Annotated in this window: 12 protein-coding genes; all 12 read right to left on the reverse strand. The window is 46.8% G+C overall.

Going from position 1 to position 21416, the window contains the following annotated elements; all coding sequences use genetic code 11:
* Positions 1-109 precede the first annotated feature (109 nt).
* Positions 110-628 carry a hypothetical protein gene (locus F0220_RS23310; RefSeq protein WP_105601771.1) on the reverse strand — a complete coding sequence of 173 codons (519 nt, stop codon included), beginning with the start codon at positions 626-628 and terminating at the stop codon, positions 110-112.
* Positions 629-794: 166 nt separating this feature from the next.
* On the reverse strand, positions 795-1424 hold the full coding sequence (locus F0220_RS23315; RefSeq protein WP_105601773.1) for a 50S ribosomal protein L25: 630 nt from the start codon (positions 1422-1424) through the stop codon (positions 795-797).
* A gap of 280 nt (positions 1425-1704) precedes the next feature.
* Entirely contained in the window at positions 1705-4581 is a 2877-nt protein-coding gene (gene pulA / locus F0220_RS23320; RefSeq protein ID WP_105601775.1) for a type I pullulanase, read from the reverse strand.
* Positions 4582-5068: 487 nt separating this feature from the next.
* Positions 5069-7117, reverse strand: a complete 2049-nt coding sequence (pulA, locus tag F0220_RS23325; protein WP_105601776.1) for a type I pullulanase — start codon at positions 7115-7117, stop codon at positions 5069-5071.
* Positions 7118-7286: 169 nt separating this feature from the next.
* Positions 7287-10892 (reverse strand): DUF5704 domain-containing protein, encoded by a 3606-nt coding sequence (locus tag F0220_RS23330; RefSeq protein ID WP_149846774.1) that lies wholly within the window; start codon positions 10890-10892, stop codon positions 7287-7289.
* An 86-nt stretch (positions 10893-10978) separates the two neighbouring features.
* Positions 10979-12247 (reverse strand): S-layer homology domain-containing protein, encoded by a 1269-nt coding sequence (locus F0220_RS23335; protein ID WP_105601780.1) that lies wholly within the window; start codon positions 12245-12247, stop codon positions 10979-10981.
* 347 nt (positions 12248-12594) lie between these two features.
* Positions 12595-14106, reverse strand: coding sequence for an extracellular solute-binding protein (locus tag F0220_RS23340; RefSeq protein ID WP_105601781.1), 1512 nt, complete (start codon positions 14104-14106; stop codon positions 12595-12597).
* Positions 14107-14214: 108 nt separating this feature from the next.
* The gene (locus F0220_RS23345; protein ID WP_105601783.1) at positions 14215-15318 is read right to left on the reverse strand and encodes a glycoside hydrolase family 88/105 protein; all 1104 of its coding nucleotides are present in this window, start codon (positions 15316-15318) and stop codon (positions 14215-14217) included.
* Between the two features lie 24 nt (positions 15319-15342).
* Complete coding sequence (locus tag F0220_RS23350) at positions 15343-16842, reverse strand: extracellular solute-binding protein (RefSeq protein WP_091020388.1); 1500 nt, start codon at positions 16840-16842, stop codon at positions 15343-15345.
* 70 nt (positions 16843-16912) lie between these two features.
* Positions 16913-17785: a carbohydrate ABC transporter permease gene (locus F0220_RS23355; protein ID WP_062835838.1), complete on the reverse strand. Its 873-nt coding sequence runs from the start codon at positions 17783-17785 to the stop codon at positions 16913-16915.
* Between the two features lie 45 nt (positions 17786-17830).
* The gene (locus tag F0220_RS23360) at positions 17831-18784 is read right to left on the reverse strand and encodes an ABC transporter permease (protein WP_017686861.1); all 954 of its coding nucleotides are present in this window, start codon (positions 18782-18784) and stop codon (positions 17831-17833) included.
* Between the two features lie 282 nt (positions 18785-19066).
* Complete coding sequence (locus tag F0220_RS23365; protein WP_181155588.1) at positions 19067-21403, reverse strand: helix-turn-helix domain-containing protein; 2337 nt, start codon at positions 21401-21403, stop codon at positions 19067-19069.
* Between the last annotated feature and the right edge of the window lie 13 nt (positions 21404-21416).

Here is a 21416-nt window from a genome sequence, read left to right on the forward strand (position 1 = left end):
ATTAACCCAAAAGACCTTAAACCTAAGCCTGAAAGCCTATACAATTTTCTAAAAATAATACAAAAAAAGCCCTAATCTCACCAAAGAGACAAGGCTTTTCTCGGAATTGCTAGTTATGCAACTGTAATAATTGATTCATCACATTTGCCATATGCTCACAGAGTTCAGGAATGTCCCCCATCTGGTCTTCATTCACACTGCGGTCAAAATGTACGTGTGCCGTAAGGTTATATGTGATTGGCTGTTCATCAAAGATATATTGGATGTTCTGGCACATCCTCTGCTCAGGCCAGCTCTTCTGTAATATCGGACGAATAACCGGGCACTGCTTCTCAGGATCCTTCACAAGCATACTGAATCGTAGCTCCAAGCGGCAACCCGGACTCGCACCAGGCGTCTCCAGGATCTCCGCTGCAAGCTCCTCAAGGGAACTGCTTAATACAACTTCCCCTGTTACTTCCGGGCGATCCCTGAGACAGAATTGTAATGTGAATTCTCTGGACATCACTGCCATCTCCAGCCGATCCTTACGCCCCGTAATCTGAATACGTTCATCCAGGTTATCCATATCATAGAGATAATTCTCGAACCCGACTTTCAGATTGTCATACACCGTTGGATCAAACATTGAATTAAACCTACTTTCTTACCCTTTAACAGTATTGTAGTACATTCTCATTTTTCATGCGAACAATGTGCCTATTGAACTCTCTTGCTCGGAAAATAAAAAAAGCCCAGTCACGAGGACTGGGCTTTGGTTAAGCATGAGATCTGGCAAGATCCCGTAGCTTGGCTTATTCTTCTGTAGCTTTTTCTTCAGCTGCCGACTCAGCTTCCTCAGCAGAGGCCGTTGGCTCTTCCTCAGCCGCTTGTGGCGGCATGACAGAAGCGATGATGGACTCAGGTGATGTTACAAGTGTCAAACCTTTATCCAGTTTGATGTCCGCAGCAGTCAAGCGATCACCAATGTCCAATCCACTGACATCCACCTCAATGGATGTTGGCAGATCCGCAGGCAATCCTTCTACTTCCAGCTGTGTCTCCTGTGTCTGGAATACACCGCCAGCTTTCGAGCCAGCCGCTGTACCCTGGAAGTCGATCGATACACTTACGCTGATTGGCTTGTTCTTGGAAATTTGCAGGAAGTCTACGTGCAGCAAACGTCCATTACGCTCTTGCTGATCCTTGATCAGCACCGGAAGCGTTCTACCGCCCTCAAGATTCAGGTTGAACATTTCGGAGCGGCCTGTGCGTGCCACTTTCAGCATTTCTTTTTCATCTACATGTATTGAAGCACCTTCAAGTCCCGGGCCGTAAACGACTGCGGGAACTCGTCCGCCTTGTCTTAACAGGCGCAGTGCTGCACCTTTCTTTTCCGTTCTTGGCGTTGCTGTAAGTTGAGCCATTTTTCCGTTGGATTTCATGATTGAACATCCTCCTTCAAGGGATCACTACATTATATTTGTTGGAAAGCACTGAGGCTTATCTCATAGACCATAATGGTCTTTTTTCCTTTGGCCGAATCGTGGGCCATATCTATATTTACCCCAATGATAGAGGATCTCAAACACGAAACAGGACAATTAATTATTTTTTGGCAAGTTATGCGGCTTCTAATCAGAGCAAAAAAGCAGTCGGAATCTCTTCCAACTGCTGATTTATCAAGGTTTTGACGAACTACATTCGACGTTATACATAAAGAAACTATGCGCTATTACGATCCTCTGTTTTTTCGCTTTCACGAATGATCTGCATCTCGTCTGATCCGCTACGGACAATAATGTGTACATCCCCGTCTTCAGGTACAATGTCCACGTAACGGTCTCCGCACGTATCTTTAGCTTCCCATTCGTTCAATCGAATGATCAATCCCAGGTGATGCAGACCCGGAGCAACCCGGAAACGGGCTTCGGCGGCATTTCCGACTTGTTCCAGCCGTACTGCTCCGTCCTCCATACCTGTGCCCCACACCCAGACATCCCAACCTTCATAATGCTGGTCTTCCCGTTCGTATCGAAGCGTGACCGTTCGCGAAATCTGTTTATGAATCGTCACGGCAAGCGTTGCCCGAATTCCTCCAGCTTCAGCAATAATATGGGTTACTCCAGGTGTCATCGCACGTACGATCCCTGCTGCACTTACCGCTGCAAGTTCTGGATGAGAAGAGCTCCAGCGTACATTCGAATCCTGAAGCGGCTGACCAAATTGATCAAGGGCCAAGGCACGGAAGCGACTGATTCGAGTCATGTACATGACTGGTTCGCCCACAATTTCGATTCGTTCAGCATGACGATAATCCACTTGTAACATACAGCTTGCCGTTATGTCCCCACAGTGGACTGTAATCAAAGCTTCCCCTCGTTCCAGTGCATGGATTGTTCCATCAGGCTGGATCTGAAGAATATCTGGATCAGAAGAAGTCCAGGTAACTGGAGCTTTTTCCACCACATTGCCAATGCTGTCCCGTACGATCGCTCGTAGTTGAGTGGACTCCTTAGGACTATATACCTGGCGAGGAAAACTAATCTCCACTGTTGATGGTTCAGCGCCTCCAGCTCGCTCTGTGTCATACAGTACCATTAATGACCATCGTTCTATCTGCACAGTACCACGAACAGTTTCGATCAGATCTGTACCTGCCTGATGATCATTGACTACGACATGCCAGTCCCCTTCCCCCAGGTCCACATGCTGCTCATGTTCCGTTCCGTTATAGATGACCATAATCTGATTCCAGGTGTCCTGATTCGCACCATCCTGAAGTATAAAGGCAACCACATTGCCATCCGCACGAATTATACGAAGGTGATTTCGTACCTGTTCAGCATCAATCATACGAAAAGCGGGATGTGTGCGACGCAGGTGAATAAGACCACGATAGTAGTCGAACACCGGTCTGAACCGTGATTTATTGGCCCATGTGATGGCGTTCACCGCATCCCCGCTCCGATAACTGTTATGATCACCGGCTTTGGATCTGAGCATCTCATCCCCTGAATGCAGAAACGGAATTCCCTGAGAAGTAAGCAAAATACCGGAAGACAGTAACGAGCGACGAACCATCTCGTGATCCAAAACATCATCTGCATCCACATACCGATAAGGATCTGCTGCTTTTACAGCGGACTCAGCACTCCCACCACCCACGGGCTGTCCGTCCTTCCATACGGGAAATCCTAATTCATGCCTAAGGTTCATTGTTGTCGCAATTTTATCCCACAGATTGAGATTGTCATGAGCAGTTACATAATTGACAACCTCCACAGGTGAAGATGTGAAATCATCCAGTGCTCCTGCCAATCCTCTGAGAATCTCATATTCCTGCCCTCCGGCACCCGTGACAAACCCTCTGCCACTGCCATCACTATCGCCCTTGATTGCGCTGCGAAAATGATCATTAAATACTGCAAATCCCTGACCTCGCTGGGTTCCTTTTAATGTTTTGCGGTCCAAAGGTGAATCTCCACCCGTCCAAGGTTCCCCATAGATCAGAAATGCCGGATCGATATGCTCCCGCAATTCGCGTGTCAACTCATTCATCGTTTCCGTATCAATCAGAGCCATAAGGTCAAATCGAAATCCGTCCACATGATATTCTTCTGCCCAATATCGGAGAGAATCCACAATATATTTTCGCACCATCGGACGCTCAGTCGCCAATTCATTGCCTACACCGGAACCATCACTGAGGGTGCCATCCTCCCGATAACGGTAATAATAGCCTGGTACAATCCGTTCAAACGGCCCTTCTTCCACGCTGTACGTATGATTATAGACAACATCAAATACAACGCGAATGCCTTGTCTGTGCAGCGATTGTACAAGTGATTTGAGCTCTTTAATTCGAACTGCCGGATCACGAGGGTCGGTAGCGTAGGAACCTTCGGGAACGTTATAATGTTGCGGGTCATATCCCCAGTTGTATGGTGCCTTGACATTCGAACCAACATCCGCTGTAGCGAGTTCATTCACCGTCTGATAATCCGCCACAGGCAGAAGATGTACATGAGTGACTCCCAGTTCGGCAAGATGGTCTACACCAATACTATTGCCAGCTTGATCCGTCAGGCCGGATGCCGTGAATGCCAGATATTTTCCCTTATACGGAATATCTGCATGTGGGTCTGAGGAGAAATCACGGACATGTAACTCATATAACACGGCATCGACAGGACGCAGGAAAGCAGGTTTGACATCCAGGTCCCAATCGACCGGATTGGTGGTCTCAGGATCTATAATAGCCGTTCGTTGCCCATTAGCCGTTACCGCTCTCGCGTAAGGATCAACAACGACTTCAATCCGCTGATCATCATGGATAATTCGGTACATATAATAATGTCCTGCCCAATCACCGCTGAGCTTCAGACTCCATATTCCGTACGTATCGCGCGTCAGAGTATGTTCCTGCCCATTCTCATGATCTTGTACTTTACCACTATCGTTGTAATGCCCTTCATCTTCAAAAACCAATATATAAACCCGTTGTGCCGTAGGTGCCCACAATTTAAAAGTACTTGCAGCACGAGTATATGTTAAGCCAAGATCGTTGCCTTCGTAACAAAAAGAAGTCCATTCCGGCATCGTTCCCACCGCCTTTATATCCATTGTTTTCGTGTTGTCCCGATGTTACGGAGTGGGACGTTGTTTGTCAACCCGGGGTTGTCTGTACTAACATATCGGTTCGATTCGAGTATTCAATTAGCAATCGCTTTCAAAATATAGGATATGAAAACAAGTGCCATAGATTGACAGCATTTGTACCTGTCCTGACAAATAAAAGTTTGGAATATACAAGAATAAATTACAGGATGTCATTGGGTTGAGATTAAAATACACCAACAGGTGCATAGCATACAAAAGTTCCAGACATGACAATGTATAGCCCTGCGACCAAGGCAATGGTTTCTGACGCATCAAAAAATCCCCCTTTCTTACGGAAAAGGGGGATTTGTTTTATCTCAATTTATTTGATTAAATTCGATGGATTGGATACCTTGAACGTGTCCTTGTTAGCAATTTTACTAATGGTTTGTTGGTACCCTTCAATTCTCGGCAAGCATTCCGTTCATTAGGAATTGGAATACATCACCGTTAGGGATAACCCTTTCACATGTACCTGTCCGTCCTGTATGGTACGTATCGTATTAACGCCTGCTTGTCCTTTTTCTACAATCACATTCCATGTCCCTGTGGGAACAGGGATGTCACGGTTTTCCTTTGCCGCGTTATAGATCACAACAATGCGATTCCACGAGTCTTTGGCTACTGTACCGTTCAATTCATATGCCAACAACCCATTACCTTTTTCGATTAGACGAACATGTTTCTCAATATCTTCCCGTGTACGAAGCCGAAAGGCTGGATGTTCTCGCCGAAGACGGATCAGCCCACGATAATAGTCAAACACCGGCTTGAACAGCTTCTTCTGCTCCCAACGTATGGCATTGACCACGTCTCCACTCTGATGGCTGTTGGCGTCCCCATATTTGCTGCGAAGCAGCTCATCTCCAGCCGCGATCAGAGGAACACCCTGGGAGGTTAGAACAATACCGTTGGCAAGCAGACAACGCCTAACGGTCTCATTCTCCAGAATGTGTTCCGGATCAATCTGCAGGTAAGGCTTAGCCTTCTCTACTGCCTCTTCCACACTCTGGCATCCACGAATACTTCCATCCTCGTCATAGGTAAGGAAATTCAAGGTATCGTGAAGTCCTTGTGTACGTGCGACTTTGTCCCACAGGTTGAGATTATCATGCACAGTTACATAGTTAATCGTCTCGGATGGACCATCCGTAAAATCCTGAATAGCTCCCCGGACGCCAGTCCATAATTCGTCTTCTTTTCCGTCCGCACCCGTCGCAAATCCCGTACCCATGCCATCGCTGTCTCCCTTGATCACTCCGCGGAAATTATCGTTAAACACAGCAAAACCCGCTCCGCGCTGCGTTCCTTTTAGGGTCATATCATTTCCAAGCGGCGAATCCAGTGCGCCCCATGGTTCACCATATAACAATATGGAAGGTGACACTTCGGAGTGCAACTCCGCTGCAAGCTGTTTCATCGTAGTGGTGTCGATCAGGCCCATCAGATCAAAGCGAAAACCGTCCACATGGTACTCCTCTGCCCAGTAGCGGACCGAGTCAATGATAAACTTGCGAACCATGGCGCGTTCAGTAGCCACTTCATTACCCGTACCTGAACCATTGCTGTAGGTCCCATCAGCGTTTTGACGGTAGTAGTACCCTGGTACAAGTTTTTCAAAAGAGCTGCCTGCCGTATCAAACGTATGATTATATACCACATCCATAATGACACCTATTCCCTTGTTATGAAGGGCAAGCACCATGGATTTGAACTCACGGATTCGTGTCTCCGGGTCGTCTGCACGTGATGCATATGAACCTTCCGGGACATTATAATGGAGCGGATCATATCCCCAGTTATAGTTGGAGGAATCCGTCGTATCACCATCTACTCTGGATTCATCCACCGTCGCAAAATCAAATACGGGTAGCAAATGCACATGGGTAATCCCGAGTTCAACCAAATGATCGATTCCCAATGTGTTGCCCTCCGAATCAAGCAGACCCGTCTCGGTGAAAGCCATATATTTGCCTTTATTCGTTATTCCCGACGATGGGTGAATGGAAAAATCACGTACATGCAGTTCGTACAGGACTGCATCCACAGGACTGGTCAATTCCGGGCGAATATCCTCACTCCATCCCTTCGGATGAGTCTGCTCCAGTCTGACAATGACACCCATTTCTCCATTCATGGTCACTGCTCGTGCGTATGGATCTACAGCAGTAGTTGAATGTCCATCTTCGAAAGTAGGCTTGTACATGTAACGGTAGCTACTTAAATCACCTTCCAGTTCCAGAACCCAGATGCCTTCTTCTTTCTTTTGCATAGGTAACGCCTGCTGTTTCCGTTGATTGGGCTCATCCTCCGGGGTCCCCCCTGTCAAAGGTGGATACAGAAGTAGTTCCATCTGAACGGCTAACGGTGACCAGACTTTGAAGCGACAGACTTGTGCTTCTAATGTGACACCTAAATCTCTTCCTTTGTATGTATCTTCTAAAATCAATAGTTCCTGCTTACCCTCTTCAATCATGTGGTTGTTCCCCTCTCGTTGAGAAAATTAATGAATATGGCTGGAACGAGTGCTCCTTACCCTTTATACCCGTTCTGCTGCCCAACCATAATCCCAATTACACAAAAGAAGACAAACGTCATGTAGATTCACATAACATCTGCCTTCTTTATGGATAAACGAAATCTCTCTAATGAGGTACCTGGGATTGGAAATCATTCCGGCTGGATTGATCGGCGTGGTACAAAACCACGTCCCCATCTTGCATCGGCCAGTTTCTCCCCTGACTATCTACCGGACTATAATCAAAACCTTCCATTTGCCATTGATTCATCAACGGTGCATGAATATATTGCAGATGGGGTGCATTTGTATTGCCACTGCGCAAAGTTTCGATATTGAAGTTAACTGCAATGTAACCGTCCTTCAGAAATACCGTTGCCTTGTCATCCAAACGGTTTTGTCTGGCAAGCGATTCGAGATCGGTTCCTTTGGGTACAGCATATACATCCGCTGGCAAGCTATATTCCCCATACCAGCGCTGAATCGCTGCATTCGCCCGATCCACATTAACAATGGAGGGAATATCTGTTTTTGGGCCAATGAGTGTGCGGATCTGTGAAGGAAGAATCATCCAGTTATACCGACCTACCCACGTTTTATGATGAGAGGTCTGATCCACAAATCGAACCATATGTTCCTCCATTGTACCCTGATTGCGTTCCTCCTCCGACAGTTCATAAGTATACTGGTAGCGCGCTGTATCACCTAACTCCGTACCGGGAACATTCCGCAATCGTGAGTTCAGGACAACAAAACGTTTTTCTAAATCTTGTGCCGATCCAATACGAATGAGTCGTTCCTGTCCTCGATGGTAGTATAAATCCACTTCTTGCCTGGTGGTGCCATCTTTACTCACAAAAGAGAACGTCGGCGTGATTCGGATACCATCCTGTTTGCCAAACATATTACCCTTGGTTTTCAGATCAAACTTGAAATGGTAACCCGTCTTCACTGCAGCATTTCGGAACCCCTGTACCGGATGACTGCCGGGACGAATTGGCAGGACATAGGGTGCCAAATTACCTCGGGGATCTCCGTCGATACTGTTTCCTCCGGTCCAGTAGCTCACACCCGTTGGTTCGGGGCTGCCCATCCGCTTACGGAACACGTTCTCCCAGTTGTAGTCTGAAATATCAGTGATGTGAAAATCATATAATCGTCCGATAACCTCTACAACCACGGTATCTGCTGCGACATAATGGGTCAGATTTGTGTTCGCATCCTGTTGTTCTGTGAAGTTTTCAGGTGCATTTTCGGCGATATTTCGAAACTCAACCTGGTAATTCCCTTCATCTACCCATACAGGAAGATAAAAAGGGGTGTCCAACTGATTTACAGGAATATCCACCCAAGTCATGGCCGGGATGAACTGGCTTCTGGCTGCACTATAAACATCGAATGGGAAACGAACCTGTTTGATCCGGAAATATTTCGCATAATCATGGTTTCCATAACCAGGGTGACTCGCTACATCCAGATGCTGCCCTGAAGTTGGGATTCGTACAATAAACGGACGCTCTAAAATAAGTGCAGCTCTGGTCGGATCAGGCGTAGTCTTCTGGTTATGCGGCTGATCATCGGATACCCAGGCATAGTTCACAACTGGAGTATGTACTGTCACCGAGTTGATGCCCAGAATGGGAAACTTCTGATCCTGCCCACCGTTAACATTGCCAGGGAGCAGTCCATACGTAATCTCACCTGTGGTGGGCTGGTTAGCTTTGTTCATCAATGTGTTTTTGATCGTCAGACGGTTCTGGTACAGAACATCATCTCCAATCATGCCAGGCTGGGGGATAGTTCCCGGTTGCGGAGCTGATTTTGCTACTGGAGCGGGGTCCATAATCGTCGCCCCATTAAAGGTTACCTTATCGTTATTTACAGTGTTCTCTCTAACCTTCGCTTCAGCTTCAGATTGAAACAATGACGTTTCATCTGGCGTAGGCGGTTCATCGGAACCACCTGGAACCCCTTGGATGCCAAGATCAATTTCTTGACATGGCGCAGGTTTCACATGAGTGTTAACCGCAGTATCCATAGCCGATTGCAGAGTCGGCGGTGTATATGCATTGGGCATCAGGGTCACGGTGTCACCATAACCGCCTAGTGCATAGTTAGATACTTTGGCCTCATTTAACTTGTATACCTCCAGGTTATCGATCTGCCAATAGCTATATGTCCTTGTTACTTGCATCGTTTTATCCCCAGGGACGTCAAGTTCTCTGGGCTCAGGAGGTGTTCCTGGATCTCCCTCACCACTAGACGCTCTTCCCGGAATCGTCCAGGTTTTATGATAAACCCTTTTCACAGGAACCGTGTAAGTCACCGTTCCTGTCATGTTAACCCAACGGTGCTGAAACAGATATTCCTTGGCCAAGACATTGGCATAGAGATCTTCCGAAGTTGGAATACCACGGGTAACATCGAACTTCTCAGATCCACGCTCGTCTGCCTTCAACACACCTCGAACAGATGGGTCCATAACCGATGCTTCGATAACCGTGCCTCTACTAGGTGGGCTGATGGTCACAGAGCAAGCGTTCACAGGATCGCCCCCCGGATCGCCATCATTACCACCTTCTCCATTATTCGTGCAGTCCTTCACCTCAAGCACCTGAGTCCCTTGTTCATCCAGTTGTTGGGTAGAATCAAGAAAATGGGCTTTAATGGTAGTGCTGCCCACGATCCCTTTTGTCGTAATTTTGCCGTCTGCGCCGATCGTGGCTATAGCTGGATTCGAGCTCTGCCACGTCAACTTGGGATGAGCTGTCAGTTTATGAACGGTGCGATCCGGTTTGGTTAGAACGGCTTCTGCCTGTAGAGGTGTCGTATTGGCTTTACAAGCATTCGGCAGATTCACCACGAGTCCTGGCTCCGACGTGACTGTTATGGTTGCAGTATCCGAAATCAGGTAGGTACCGTTGTTCCAGATCGCACGCACAGTGACCGTACCTGGACTCTCGGCTTTTAACATCCCTGTTTTCAACTCTACACTCGCAATTGTCTCGTCAGAAGAAAACCATTTGATCTCTGCTTCTCTTCGGGACACGTCGATGCCTTCACCAAAGGCTGCCGCACCATAACCCTTCGTCTTCACCAAGGCTTCCATCTGCTGGGTTTGACCTAGGGTAAGGGTTTTATTTGGAGTTACATCGATTTCTTTCTCTTCGTGAATCTTACCTTCCCAGTAGATGCTAACAGGGGTGTGGTATACCATCTTATATTTGGGTTTATTTCCTGGCCTAGTCCCATAAGGTTCCCTTTCAAAGAACTCAAACCCTTTTCCAGTATATGTTCTAAGATCCGCATTTTTTTCACTTGTAACTCTTGGACTGCCTATTCCTTCATAACTATTTACCTGCTGATATTTTACGCCATCAGGATCGTTCTTTAGCTTAATATCAGTTACCATTTCCTTATCAATTCCTATACCTCTATATGGCTTCCAACTTAGTGGCGGCCATCTACTCATATCAACATTATCAGGAATTTCTGTTTTCACAGGGTATGCATCATAGTCAGTTCCTCCGTTATCCACATCTTTGTGTGTGCCTTGATATTCTGCCCTAAATTCTCCTGAATCAAGTTGATACCAGTAAACTCCCGGTGTTCCTTGAGTTGGGTTTGCATCAACTGTTACTGCTGGCCCTTTCATGGATTTGGAACCATATTGTTCTTCTACGGCATTAGCTTTAAGAGTATCAAAAGTGCAGTAATAGACTGGTAATATCATAAATATAATCACTAAGATTCTATATAAACTTTTAAAACCGCCTAATAGATAACGTTTAATATTAAATTTAAACACCACCAAAAGTTCTATTGATAGATTTGAACTTCTTTACCAGCATCATTCTTCAACATATATCCTCCCTTTACAGGATCCAGAGTATGTGATGACCAAAATTTGGAAGATACCCCTTGCTTCAACATTGCGTTTGAATCGTCTGGTAAAGTAATAAACCCTTTTTCTTTCAAATAGCTCGCGTTAAATAATCGTTGAATTGGAATAGCTATATTATCATTCGCTCTAGCAACAGTTAAAAGATTTGACTTATCAAGTTTTGAAGTAAACGTTATCTCAGCATAGGTAGAGAAGCGCCCCCCTTGTGCCCTAGTCAAGTTATTTTGATCTACAAATAACGAGGCGTACAGTCCCTTGGGCTTAGTCCCTCGGGTATCCACTACGATAAATCTATGGTACCTTACGACCCCCACATTATTTTTCAACGTGTACTCTGTGTTAACTATATTTCCGAAGTTACCTTTAATATATTTGTAATTTGATACTGTCGTTAAATTCGTACCCGTCGTGCCGACCTCTCTCATTTCATTCAGGTCACTATACTTCCCGGCATCCGTGCCCTCCACGTCCATATAACGCAGCAAAATGGCCGATACTTCTGCACGTGTGGTGGAATCCGCGGGTTTTAATGTGCCATCTTGGAAGCCCCCCACAATGCCAGTCCCACGAACAAGGGCAAGATACGGAATCTGCTCGGCACGAATGGTGCCGCGGTTCACTTCTGGTGTAGGAAGTAGCGTATTTGTTGTGTCATTAAACGCATCCTGGAAGCTGGCTCCGGACTTGATCAGTCCATTGGCAATCCATTTCATCATCTCGTAACGCGTTAGCTCCGCATTTGGATTGAAGCCTTTGGCGTAATCGCCCGCGTTAATGAATCCTTGTCCTACAAGCTGGCTAACCGCCGCTTCAGACCAATGTCCCTTGAGATCAGCAAAGGGATTCTGCCCTTGTACCTTCTCTAGTCCAGTCGCGCGAGCGAGTATTGTCGCATATTCCCCACGCGTGATTTTGCCATTGGGACGAAACGTTCCGTCCTGGTAACCAGAGATCAGATTTTTTTCATAAGCTTTGGCAATTGTGGCTTGAGCCCAATGCCCCTTGATATCCTTGAACTTGCTAAGGGCATTGTCACTTGTTCCCGACGCCGCATTCGCTGTTGACGTCAAATGTACGGGGCCAATCGGTAATAGTGCTACTGCCAATACAGCTGTCGTTACCAACCCGACGATCCAAACATTCCGTTTTTTCTTCTTCTCGTGTCCTTCAATCTGCTTCTTCAATCTACTCACGCTCCTATGTACCTTAGTATGGGGATGCTTTACTTGGTCAACCTAGTCACTTCTCTTCATAACCAAAACCTAAATTTGACATAATAATCAATATTCTACCATGTCGCACTAGGCTATTGGTATTATTTTTCGTCCATCCCCATCACATCAAGGCGTGCAACGCTCCTTCCATAGACCCACTTGATTCGCTTAAAACAAAAAAAAGGCCATGAATCCGCAGATTCATAGCCTTATGCTTTAAGGTGTGTGGTCTTTCTTATGATATTGGAAAAAGAACTCTCTCATAGAATAAACCATATCATTCCAATTGATCAACCTTTTTTTTATTTCATTCAGCTTTATTTTCCGTTCAATTCCTTATAGGATGCTTCCAATTCCGTGATCAATTGATCACCACCAGCTTTTCTCCAGTTTGCGATTTCCTGCTCCCAACCTGCATCATCGATTTTACCCATAATGTACTTCGTCTGCGCATCCCAGATCATCTGATCCAGCTCCTGACCACGCTCAGTATAGATTGCCGAAGACAATGTGAGTGCCGGATTAGCGATGGCGTATTGCTCATTCTCACGCGCCATCTTTGTACCTTTCATTCCAATGGGAACATCGACCAGTTCAGGTACATTATAACCTTCAATGCTTAACAAATTATCCCGATATGGCTTCACTTCACGCTGATAAGCGTCAAAATCCTTAAGTTCGGTTTTCCCATCAGCCGTCTTGGTATAGTGCACATCGAGCAACCCACGGAGCTGCAACGTGCTCAGTTCCTCATCCATCAACTGGTCCAGGAACGTAAGAACCTGCTTCAACTGCTCCTCATCCGTAACGGATGCTTTCGGAATGACCAGCATTCCGTAGTTCCCAGGCTCTCCGGCGATGCGAATACCATCGGGTCCCTGGAACGGAGCTACATCAATCTCTCCATCCGGAGCATTTGGCGTAAGTCGTTGCTGAGAAGATTTTCCGTTCTGAGCCACACCGTTCAGCTTCATGCCAACGAGGCCCGAATCCATTTTTTTGTCTGCATCAGAAGGGTCCAGGGCAGGGAAATCACTGTTGATCAGTCCCTCGCTGAACAGACGCTTGAAGAGCTTCATCGTATCCACATATTCGGTGGTCAAGAACTCCGGTGTCAGTTTCCCGGCATCGTCCACTCCCCATTTATTAACGCCACCGATACTTACAGCGATCCTCGTCAGTGGGGAAGAGACACCCTCATTATACTTTTTGAAAAGCAGTGCGCCGTACGTATCTTCCTTACCATTCCCGTCCGGGTCATCCTTACGAATAGAGCGCATCACTTCATACCAGTCATCCAGCGTTTTGGGTATATCCAGCTTCAATGTATCAAACCAGTCCTTGCGATATACGATCGCAGTCCGTCCAATATCCCGGAAGTTCGGAATACCGTAGACCTTGCCTTCAATTTTGATATTGTTAAAATAAGCTTCGGATTGGGCAGACAGGTTTTTATAATCCTTCAAGTAAGGCCCCAGTTCCCAGAACAGTCCTGTTTTGGCGGCATTAAATGTGGTCGGTACATAATTCACACGCATAATGGTTGGCATCTCGCCTGAAGCAACCATCACGTTCACCTTATCATCAAAAGCAGACTGCGGAATCCACTGTACATTGACATCCGTATTGGTATATTCCTCAATTTTCTTTTCAATCCCGTTCTCCTTGGCCGGTATATCACCTACCTGCATTAAAGAGATGGAAATGGGAAGTTTACCTTCCCCTGCAGCAGGCGCTTTTTCTCCCCCGCAACCTGCAAGCAATCCAGCGGACATTGCACCAATTACAACGATTCCGCCTAAACGGGACATTGGACCTTTTGGACTCATGAACCATCTCTCCTTTTTGATAGCCAAATTGTTCAGCAATCTTGCCTCACTTTACTCAAACTAACCATGTATGCGCTATCATAAGTGTTCTAAAAAGAAGAACCAGCATTACGCCAGTTCAATCTCCACTCCCGCCAAAATGAACGGAGCAACCGACTTCGGATCATTGATCCGAATGGACTCGGTCACATAATACTCATAGGACCCGTCACGATACGGGCTTCCTCCAAGACCAGCTCCGCCGTTACACTGCGTCAAGGACAGCACGCCTTCACGGTCCGTTTGCAGCAGATGCCGCACCAGACCCTGATACCCTTTTTCCGCAACCGCTTTGAACTTGCCGCTTAGATATCCTTTACGTACACCTTTGGCCAATGCATAGACAAACATTGAGGTGCCGGAAGCCTCCAGATAGTTCCGCTCACGTCCCGGCTGATCCAGCAGATGTGGCCATAATCCGGTCTGTTGATCCTGTACATGCACTAGTGCGTTTGCTACCCGTTCGAAGATGCCCACAATCTGCCCGCGCTGCGGATGATCTACCGGTAGATAATCTAATGTATCTACAACCGCCATCACATACCAGCCCATCGCCCGACTCCAGACATGTGGAGAACAGCCCGTTTCTCCCGAACTCCAACGCTGTTCTTTGCTCTCATCCCAGGCATGGTACAAGAGACCGCTACGCGGATCACGTGTACGTTGCTCCACCAGCAAAAGCTGTAGAGCCGCCTTGTCAAACCACTTCTCGTCACCCGTCACCGCGCCATACTGGGTCAGATACGGAGTAGCCATGTACAATCCATCCAGCCACATCTGGAAAGGGTAAATCTTCTTATGCCAGAACCCGCCTTCACTCGTATGTGGCTGTCCCTTGAGCTGAGTCATAAGCAAATCAGCAGCTTTGCGGTACTTTTCTTCACCCGTTTTCTCATGCAGCAGGAACAGTGATTTTCCCTGATTGATCTGATCCAGGTTATACTCCTCGATCGTATAGGAGCGAATCGAGCCATCTTCCTGAACAAAATGATCCATCAGCTCACGGATGTAGTCAAAATACTTTTGCTCCCCCGTGTGCGTATATAGCTCCTCCAGCGCTTTCAGTAAGCAGCCATTCTCATAATGCCAAGTAGAGTACAGCTCATGGTTGCGATAACTTTCCATGAATTGCTGTGCCATGCGCACCGATGTGAGTTGCAGTGTTTCCTTCATGATCAAGCCTCCGCTTCCGGCTCTTTATTGAGCCTGTTTTTTGTAATCTTCGGCATATTCCTCACGAATCTTGTTTCCACCCGCATTGCCCCAATTCTCGATTTCCTTTTCCCAGCCACTTTGATCGATCTTGCCCATAATGTATTTGGTTTGTGCATCGGCAATCACCTGATCCAGATCCGCACCACGGTCACCATACGTTGGAGAATATAACGTCAGCGCAGGGTTTGGCACAGCGTGCTCCGCAAGTTCCTTGGCAAGTGCCGTACCTTTTTCACCCAGTTCGGTATCCTTCAATTTCGGTACGTTATACCCTTCGACATAAGGAAGGTTGTCACGGTAAGGCTTCACTTCACGCTGGAATGCATCGAAGTCACTCATCTCCACCTGATCTTCGCCCACTTTGGTGTAATGTTTGTCTTCCATACCACGCATCAACAGGGTCGCCATCTCAGGGTCCATCAGTTTATCCAGGAAGGAGAGCAGGTTTTTGAGTTCTTCTTCGGATTTCACCGTTGATTTAGGAAATGCCAGAATTCCTGAATTACCCGTCTGTCCTGCAACACGATCTCCGTTCGCTCCAAGCAAACCAGCGATGTCTACCACACCATCCGGATTGTTTTTGGACAAACGCTCTTGCTGACTTTTTCCGTTCTGCGCAACACCAACACGGATACCCACAACACCGGAATCATACTTTTTCTCCGCTTCCGTAGAGTCGAATACGGCAAAGTCCTGGTTCAGCAGTTTCTCGTCATACAAACGTTTCAGCAGATCCAGTACCTGCATATATTCCGGTGTCATGAATTCCGGCGTGAAGCTGCCATCCTCCTCGACCTTCCACTTGTTAGGTGCACCAAAACTTACACCAAGGCGCGTCGTGAAGGAATATTGGTCCTCATTGTATTTTTTGAAAAGCATCAGTCCAAACGTATTATCCTGACCATCTCCATCCGGATCGGAGGTTGCCAGTGTTTTAATCGTCTCATACCATTCATCCGGTGTGGTTGGCACCTTAAGATTCAGCTTCTCGAACCAGTCCTTGCGATAGATCACGGTAGCTCGCGCAATATCGGAGAAAACAGGAACCCCATAGATTTTGCCCTCTACCTTGATGTTGTCAAAAAAACGCTCATTCTGTGCCGACAGATTTTTGTAGTCTTTCAGCAATGGGCCCACTTCCCAGAACACGTCATTACGCATCGCGCTGGTCACCGTTGGGTTATATTGCACTTTCACAATTTTCGGCATATCACTTGAAGCGATCATCACGTTAATTTTGTCATTGTAGGCCGATGCCGGAATCCACTGGATATCCAGTTTGGTATTGGTATACGCTTCAATCTTTTGCTGAACTTCATTGCCCTTGCTTGGCACGTCACCCACCTGTGCAATGGCTATAGACACATTTTGTACGCCGCCCTCGGCAGCCTGACCCTCGTCTGATCCGCATCCTGCCAGCAAACCAGTCACCAGTGCCAGTGTGCTCAAGACAGCTACGGCTTTCTTTTTTGTTGCTTTCATAACATGAAAACCTCCCCTTTTTTATGCAGTCATATTGTCAAAATGTACTGGCTTTGATGCATGTGACGACTCAACCTTTCACCGAACCCAACATTACTCCTTTGGCAAAGTGCTTTTGCAGGAATGGATACACCAGCATAATCGGGATCGTGGAGAATACGATTACCGCCATGCGAATGGTAAGCGGCTGGATCTCGGTCTCTTCGATACTTGTGTCTCCGATTCGGCTCTGTGCCAGAATGACAATCTCACGTAGCCAGACTTGGACAGGCCACTTCTCACTATCGTTGATATAGATAACAGCGCTGAAGAAACTGTTCCAGTGGGCCACCGCGTAAAAGAGTGAAAAGGTTGCCATGGCTGGCATGGATAACGGCAGTACAATCCGGAACAATACGCTGACATCGTTACATCCATCAATTTTGGCTGCATCCTCCAGTTCGTCGGGAATGGCCTGGAAGAAGTTTTTCAGTACGATCAAGTTAAAAGCACTAATGGCAGTAGGTAACATCAGCGACCATAACGTATCCGTCAGGTGCAAGGATTTCACGACAAAGTATGTTGGAATCATCCCGCCACTGAAGAGCATCGTGAACAATACACCGAGCAAAATGGGCTGACGTCCACGCAAATATCTTCTGGAGAGCGGATATGCCATAAGTGACGTAAACAGCAGGTTAATAAAGGTACCAATCACCGTAATATAGACCGATACACCCAGACTGCGAATCAAGGTATCCGTAGAGAAAATGTAACGGTACGCAGCCAGAGAGAACTCTTTTGGAAAAAGAATAAAACCTCCCTTAGCCACTTCATGTGGACTGGTAAACGAGACGGCCAAAATATAAATGAACGGGATGACCGTCACAATTCCAATCAACAGCAGCAAGCCGTGATTCACAAAATCAAAGATCCGGTTGCCCCACGTTTTATCCTGTTGCATCTTAATGTTCACTCCTGTCTGGTGAAGAACGTCTGCTCCCGAGGGTTAGTAGACGCCTTCCTCCCCGAATTTTTTGGCCAGCGTATTGGCACCAAGAACAAGCGCCAGCCCAACAACCGATTTGAACAACCCGACAGCAGCACTATAACTGTACTGTGCCTGGGTAAGACCCTTCGTGTACACGTAGGTATCAAACACCTCGCCCACATCCCGGTTTGTCGGAGTCAGCATCAGGAAGATCTGTTCAAAGCCAGTATCCAGGAAATTGCCCAGACGCAGAATGAGCAAAATGACGATTGTACTGCGAATGGCCGGCAACGTAATGTGCCAGGTTTGGCGCCAGCGATTGGCACCATCAATCCGTGCAGCTTCATAGAGCTGTGTATCCACACCGGAAAGTGCAGCAAGGAAGATAATCGTGCCCCAACCGACTTCTTTCCAGATGGATTGTCCAACAATCATGGTTCGGAACCAACCAGGTTCAAGCAGGAACGCCACTTTTTGTCCAGTCAGGTTATAGAGCAATTCATTAATCGCACCACCCTCGGTTGTGAACAGCATGTAGAACACACCGACAACAACAACCCAGGAAACAAAGTGTGGAACATAGACAAGAGTTTGTACAAATCGTTTGAACCGTTCACGGCGAACCTCATTCATCATAAGTGCCAGTACAATCGGCAGTGGGAAAAAGAACACAATGTTATAAATGGCAAGCAAAAACGTATTTCGAAACAATGTCCAGAACTGTGGTTCTCCGAAGAAACGCTGGAAATGTTTGAACCCTACCCAGTCACTTCCCAAGATGCCTTTGTAAGGCGTGTAATCCTGAAAAGCCATCGTGATGCCATACATGGGTATGTATTTGAAAATAACAAAGTAAAGCACACCCGGTATTAACATGATATACAGCCACCGGTTTTTGATAATGTCCCTCCACAGCAGGTTTTTGTCACTGCGGGTAGCGGGCCGTGTTCGAGCCGCCGTTTCGGCTTTCATATTGTCTTCCTCCCCACATTGGAAACGATTACAAAATATCACTTCCTGAATTCATGTCTTCATTGTGGAGGATAAACGAATGACTGGCTATCATCTCCTTTTAGCCTTTTGTTTTTCCTTATGTAGCAAGGGTTTAGCTCATTTCTCTCACAGAATCTAAAGGCGTAATGAACTGCTTTCAACCTCTATATTCCTGTCTTAACTTCATGGAGAAAAGCGGTCTTCACCCTACACCTGGACATTAAAAAGCCTGCCTGCCATGGCAGGCAGAGCAGGTATGTTTTATCGCTGCTGCTCCCGGTACTTGCCGGGTGTTGTTCCTGTGATTTTTCGAAACGTACGGATAAATGCGGTTGGATTGGTATAGTTTAATTTCTCGGCAATCTCCGATATTTTAAGATTGGTTGTTTGCAGCCAGGTCTTCGCTTTTTCCATACGATACTCTGCGAGATATTCCGTAAAATTGACTCCGGCTTCCTTCTTGAATACCCGACTTAGATAGACAGGATGAAAATTAAGCTCAGCGGCACAGGCTTCCAGCGATAATTCACGGTCATAACGTTCCTCGATCAAACGAATCATGCGCCTTGCAATGTTCATGTATTGGGATTCTTCCTGTTCTCGCCAGAAACGAATGACGGGCAGGAACAGCCGCTTGCGGAACCAATTGGTCATTTCGTCCAATGTGGACAACTTCAGCAAATGTGACATGGATGCTTTTTCGCCCAGTACCTCAGCCACATCTCCACCTTGCTCCTGCACAAGCTGATATACACGAGACAATAACTGAACCATAATGACGGGGTATTCACTGAAATGAAGCTTTTTGTCTGCAAGCAGTCCCAAATATTGCTTAAAGTAGGTGTCCGTTTTCTCTTCATCTCCTTGCTTGAGCGCAGAAGCGAGCTGATCCTCGATCATACGTAACTGGGTATACAACGCGGCCTCCATCTGACCACGTGGCTGAATATCTTCGTAATGCAAAATAATACGGCTGCCCAGACTTACCCGGCCTTGCAGAGCCTCTCGGCTCTCCTGAACCGCTCTTGGCGTATCACCAATACAAGTGTAAGAACGACTGATGCCAATACTTACGGGCAGATTTAGATAGGTCACGACACGTTCGCGAATCCAGTCTGCCTGAGTGTGCATCCATTCCTTCAGCTTCACCTCATCCGTAAGTTCGGAGGCAAGTACAGTGACCTGGGCATCATCCAGCATAACCGGGGTGAATCGAACTGCTGAAGGAAGGAGCTCACCTACCATATTGTTGACAGCAAACAGCAGCAGATCGCGATCCTGTTCCTCATATCGGGTCCCTTCCAAGGTATCGATCTGGAGCATAAGTACGCCAAGACTCGCCCACCCTGTCGGGAAATCATACAATTCTCCCTGATATCTGAAATCTTCTTCCGAGATTTTACCTGTTAGCAGTTTGGTCATAAAAAACTCTTGAAGATGCACATGCTGCCCCTTCATCTGCTCACGCATCGTTTTCTCCGAACTAAACAGTGTTGACAATTGCTCCTCAATATAGATAAATTCATCCTGACGGCGTCCTGATGGAGTAACTGGAGAATCCAACCCCTTCGTAAATTGCAGCAGTCTGGAGATCGGTGAATACATCCGCCGACTGCCGTATATGGCGACCAATCCCGTTACACATAACATGACCAGTGTAGCGATACCGGTAACCAATGCAATTTTCTGCGACTGGGCCGTGATCTGTCCAAGAGATACAACGGACACGTATAACCAGCCATTGAGTGGAGATTGCCTATAGCTAACCGCCACTTGGTTACCTTCCACCTCTGCACTGAAGAAACCTTCTGGCTCCCCCGTCGTTTGCACCATTTCATGAATTTCCTTATTCAGCGTGTCATACTTCCCGTCTTGCTGCATATCGTTCAGAAAATACTTCTGCTCCCGATCCAGAACGTACATATCTCCAGAATTCGTATTTCGGCTCAAAAACGTACTCAGTTCCGTATCGGCGATATCAATCACAAGAAATCCCTTTGGTTTCACATTGGTTGGTATCATCGGAATTTTGAATACCATACTGACCACATTATCCGATGATATAAGGGCAGGTGCCTGTTCGGGTGTCAGTTCACCCATGCCAGCTGAAACGGGTACACTTTCTTTGGATGAACTGGCATTCTGAGTAACCCAGAACAGGCTGTTAGTGTAGGTCAGATAAGAACCAATCCGGTCCCGAATGCTGAAATCATCCAATTTGCCAAAAGAACGCATCGAAACAACCCAATCTTCGTCCAGATTAACCAGATAGGCTTGGTCAATGTTCGTAACCGCTTGCAAGTTGTTAAAGCCTGACGTCAGGTCACGAATCTCTTGAAATTCGCTGCTGTCCAGCGGTTTCTTCATCGCTTGAAGTACCAAGGGCGAATTGACATACTGGATGGATGATAATTGCAGGCTGCGCAGAACTTGTTCTACCCGCATTTGGGTCTGATGCAATATCTGAAGGTTGCTTTCACGTACTTTCTGTTCAATGTCACGTGATGCAATCGTATACGAGACCGAACCAATAACAATGACTGGAAGGGCTCCGAGGATCAGGGTAAAGCAGAGCAAACGCAGTAAATACTTAGGCAAGAAGAGCATCCTC

It is taken from the genome of Paenibacillus sp. 37 (genome assembly GCF_008386395.1).
Lineage (GTDB): Bacteria > Bacillota > Bacilli > Paenibacillales > Paenibacillaceae > Paenibacillus > Paenibacillus amylolyticus_B.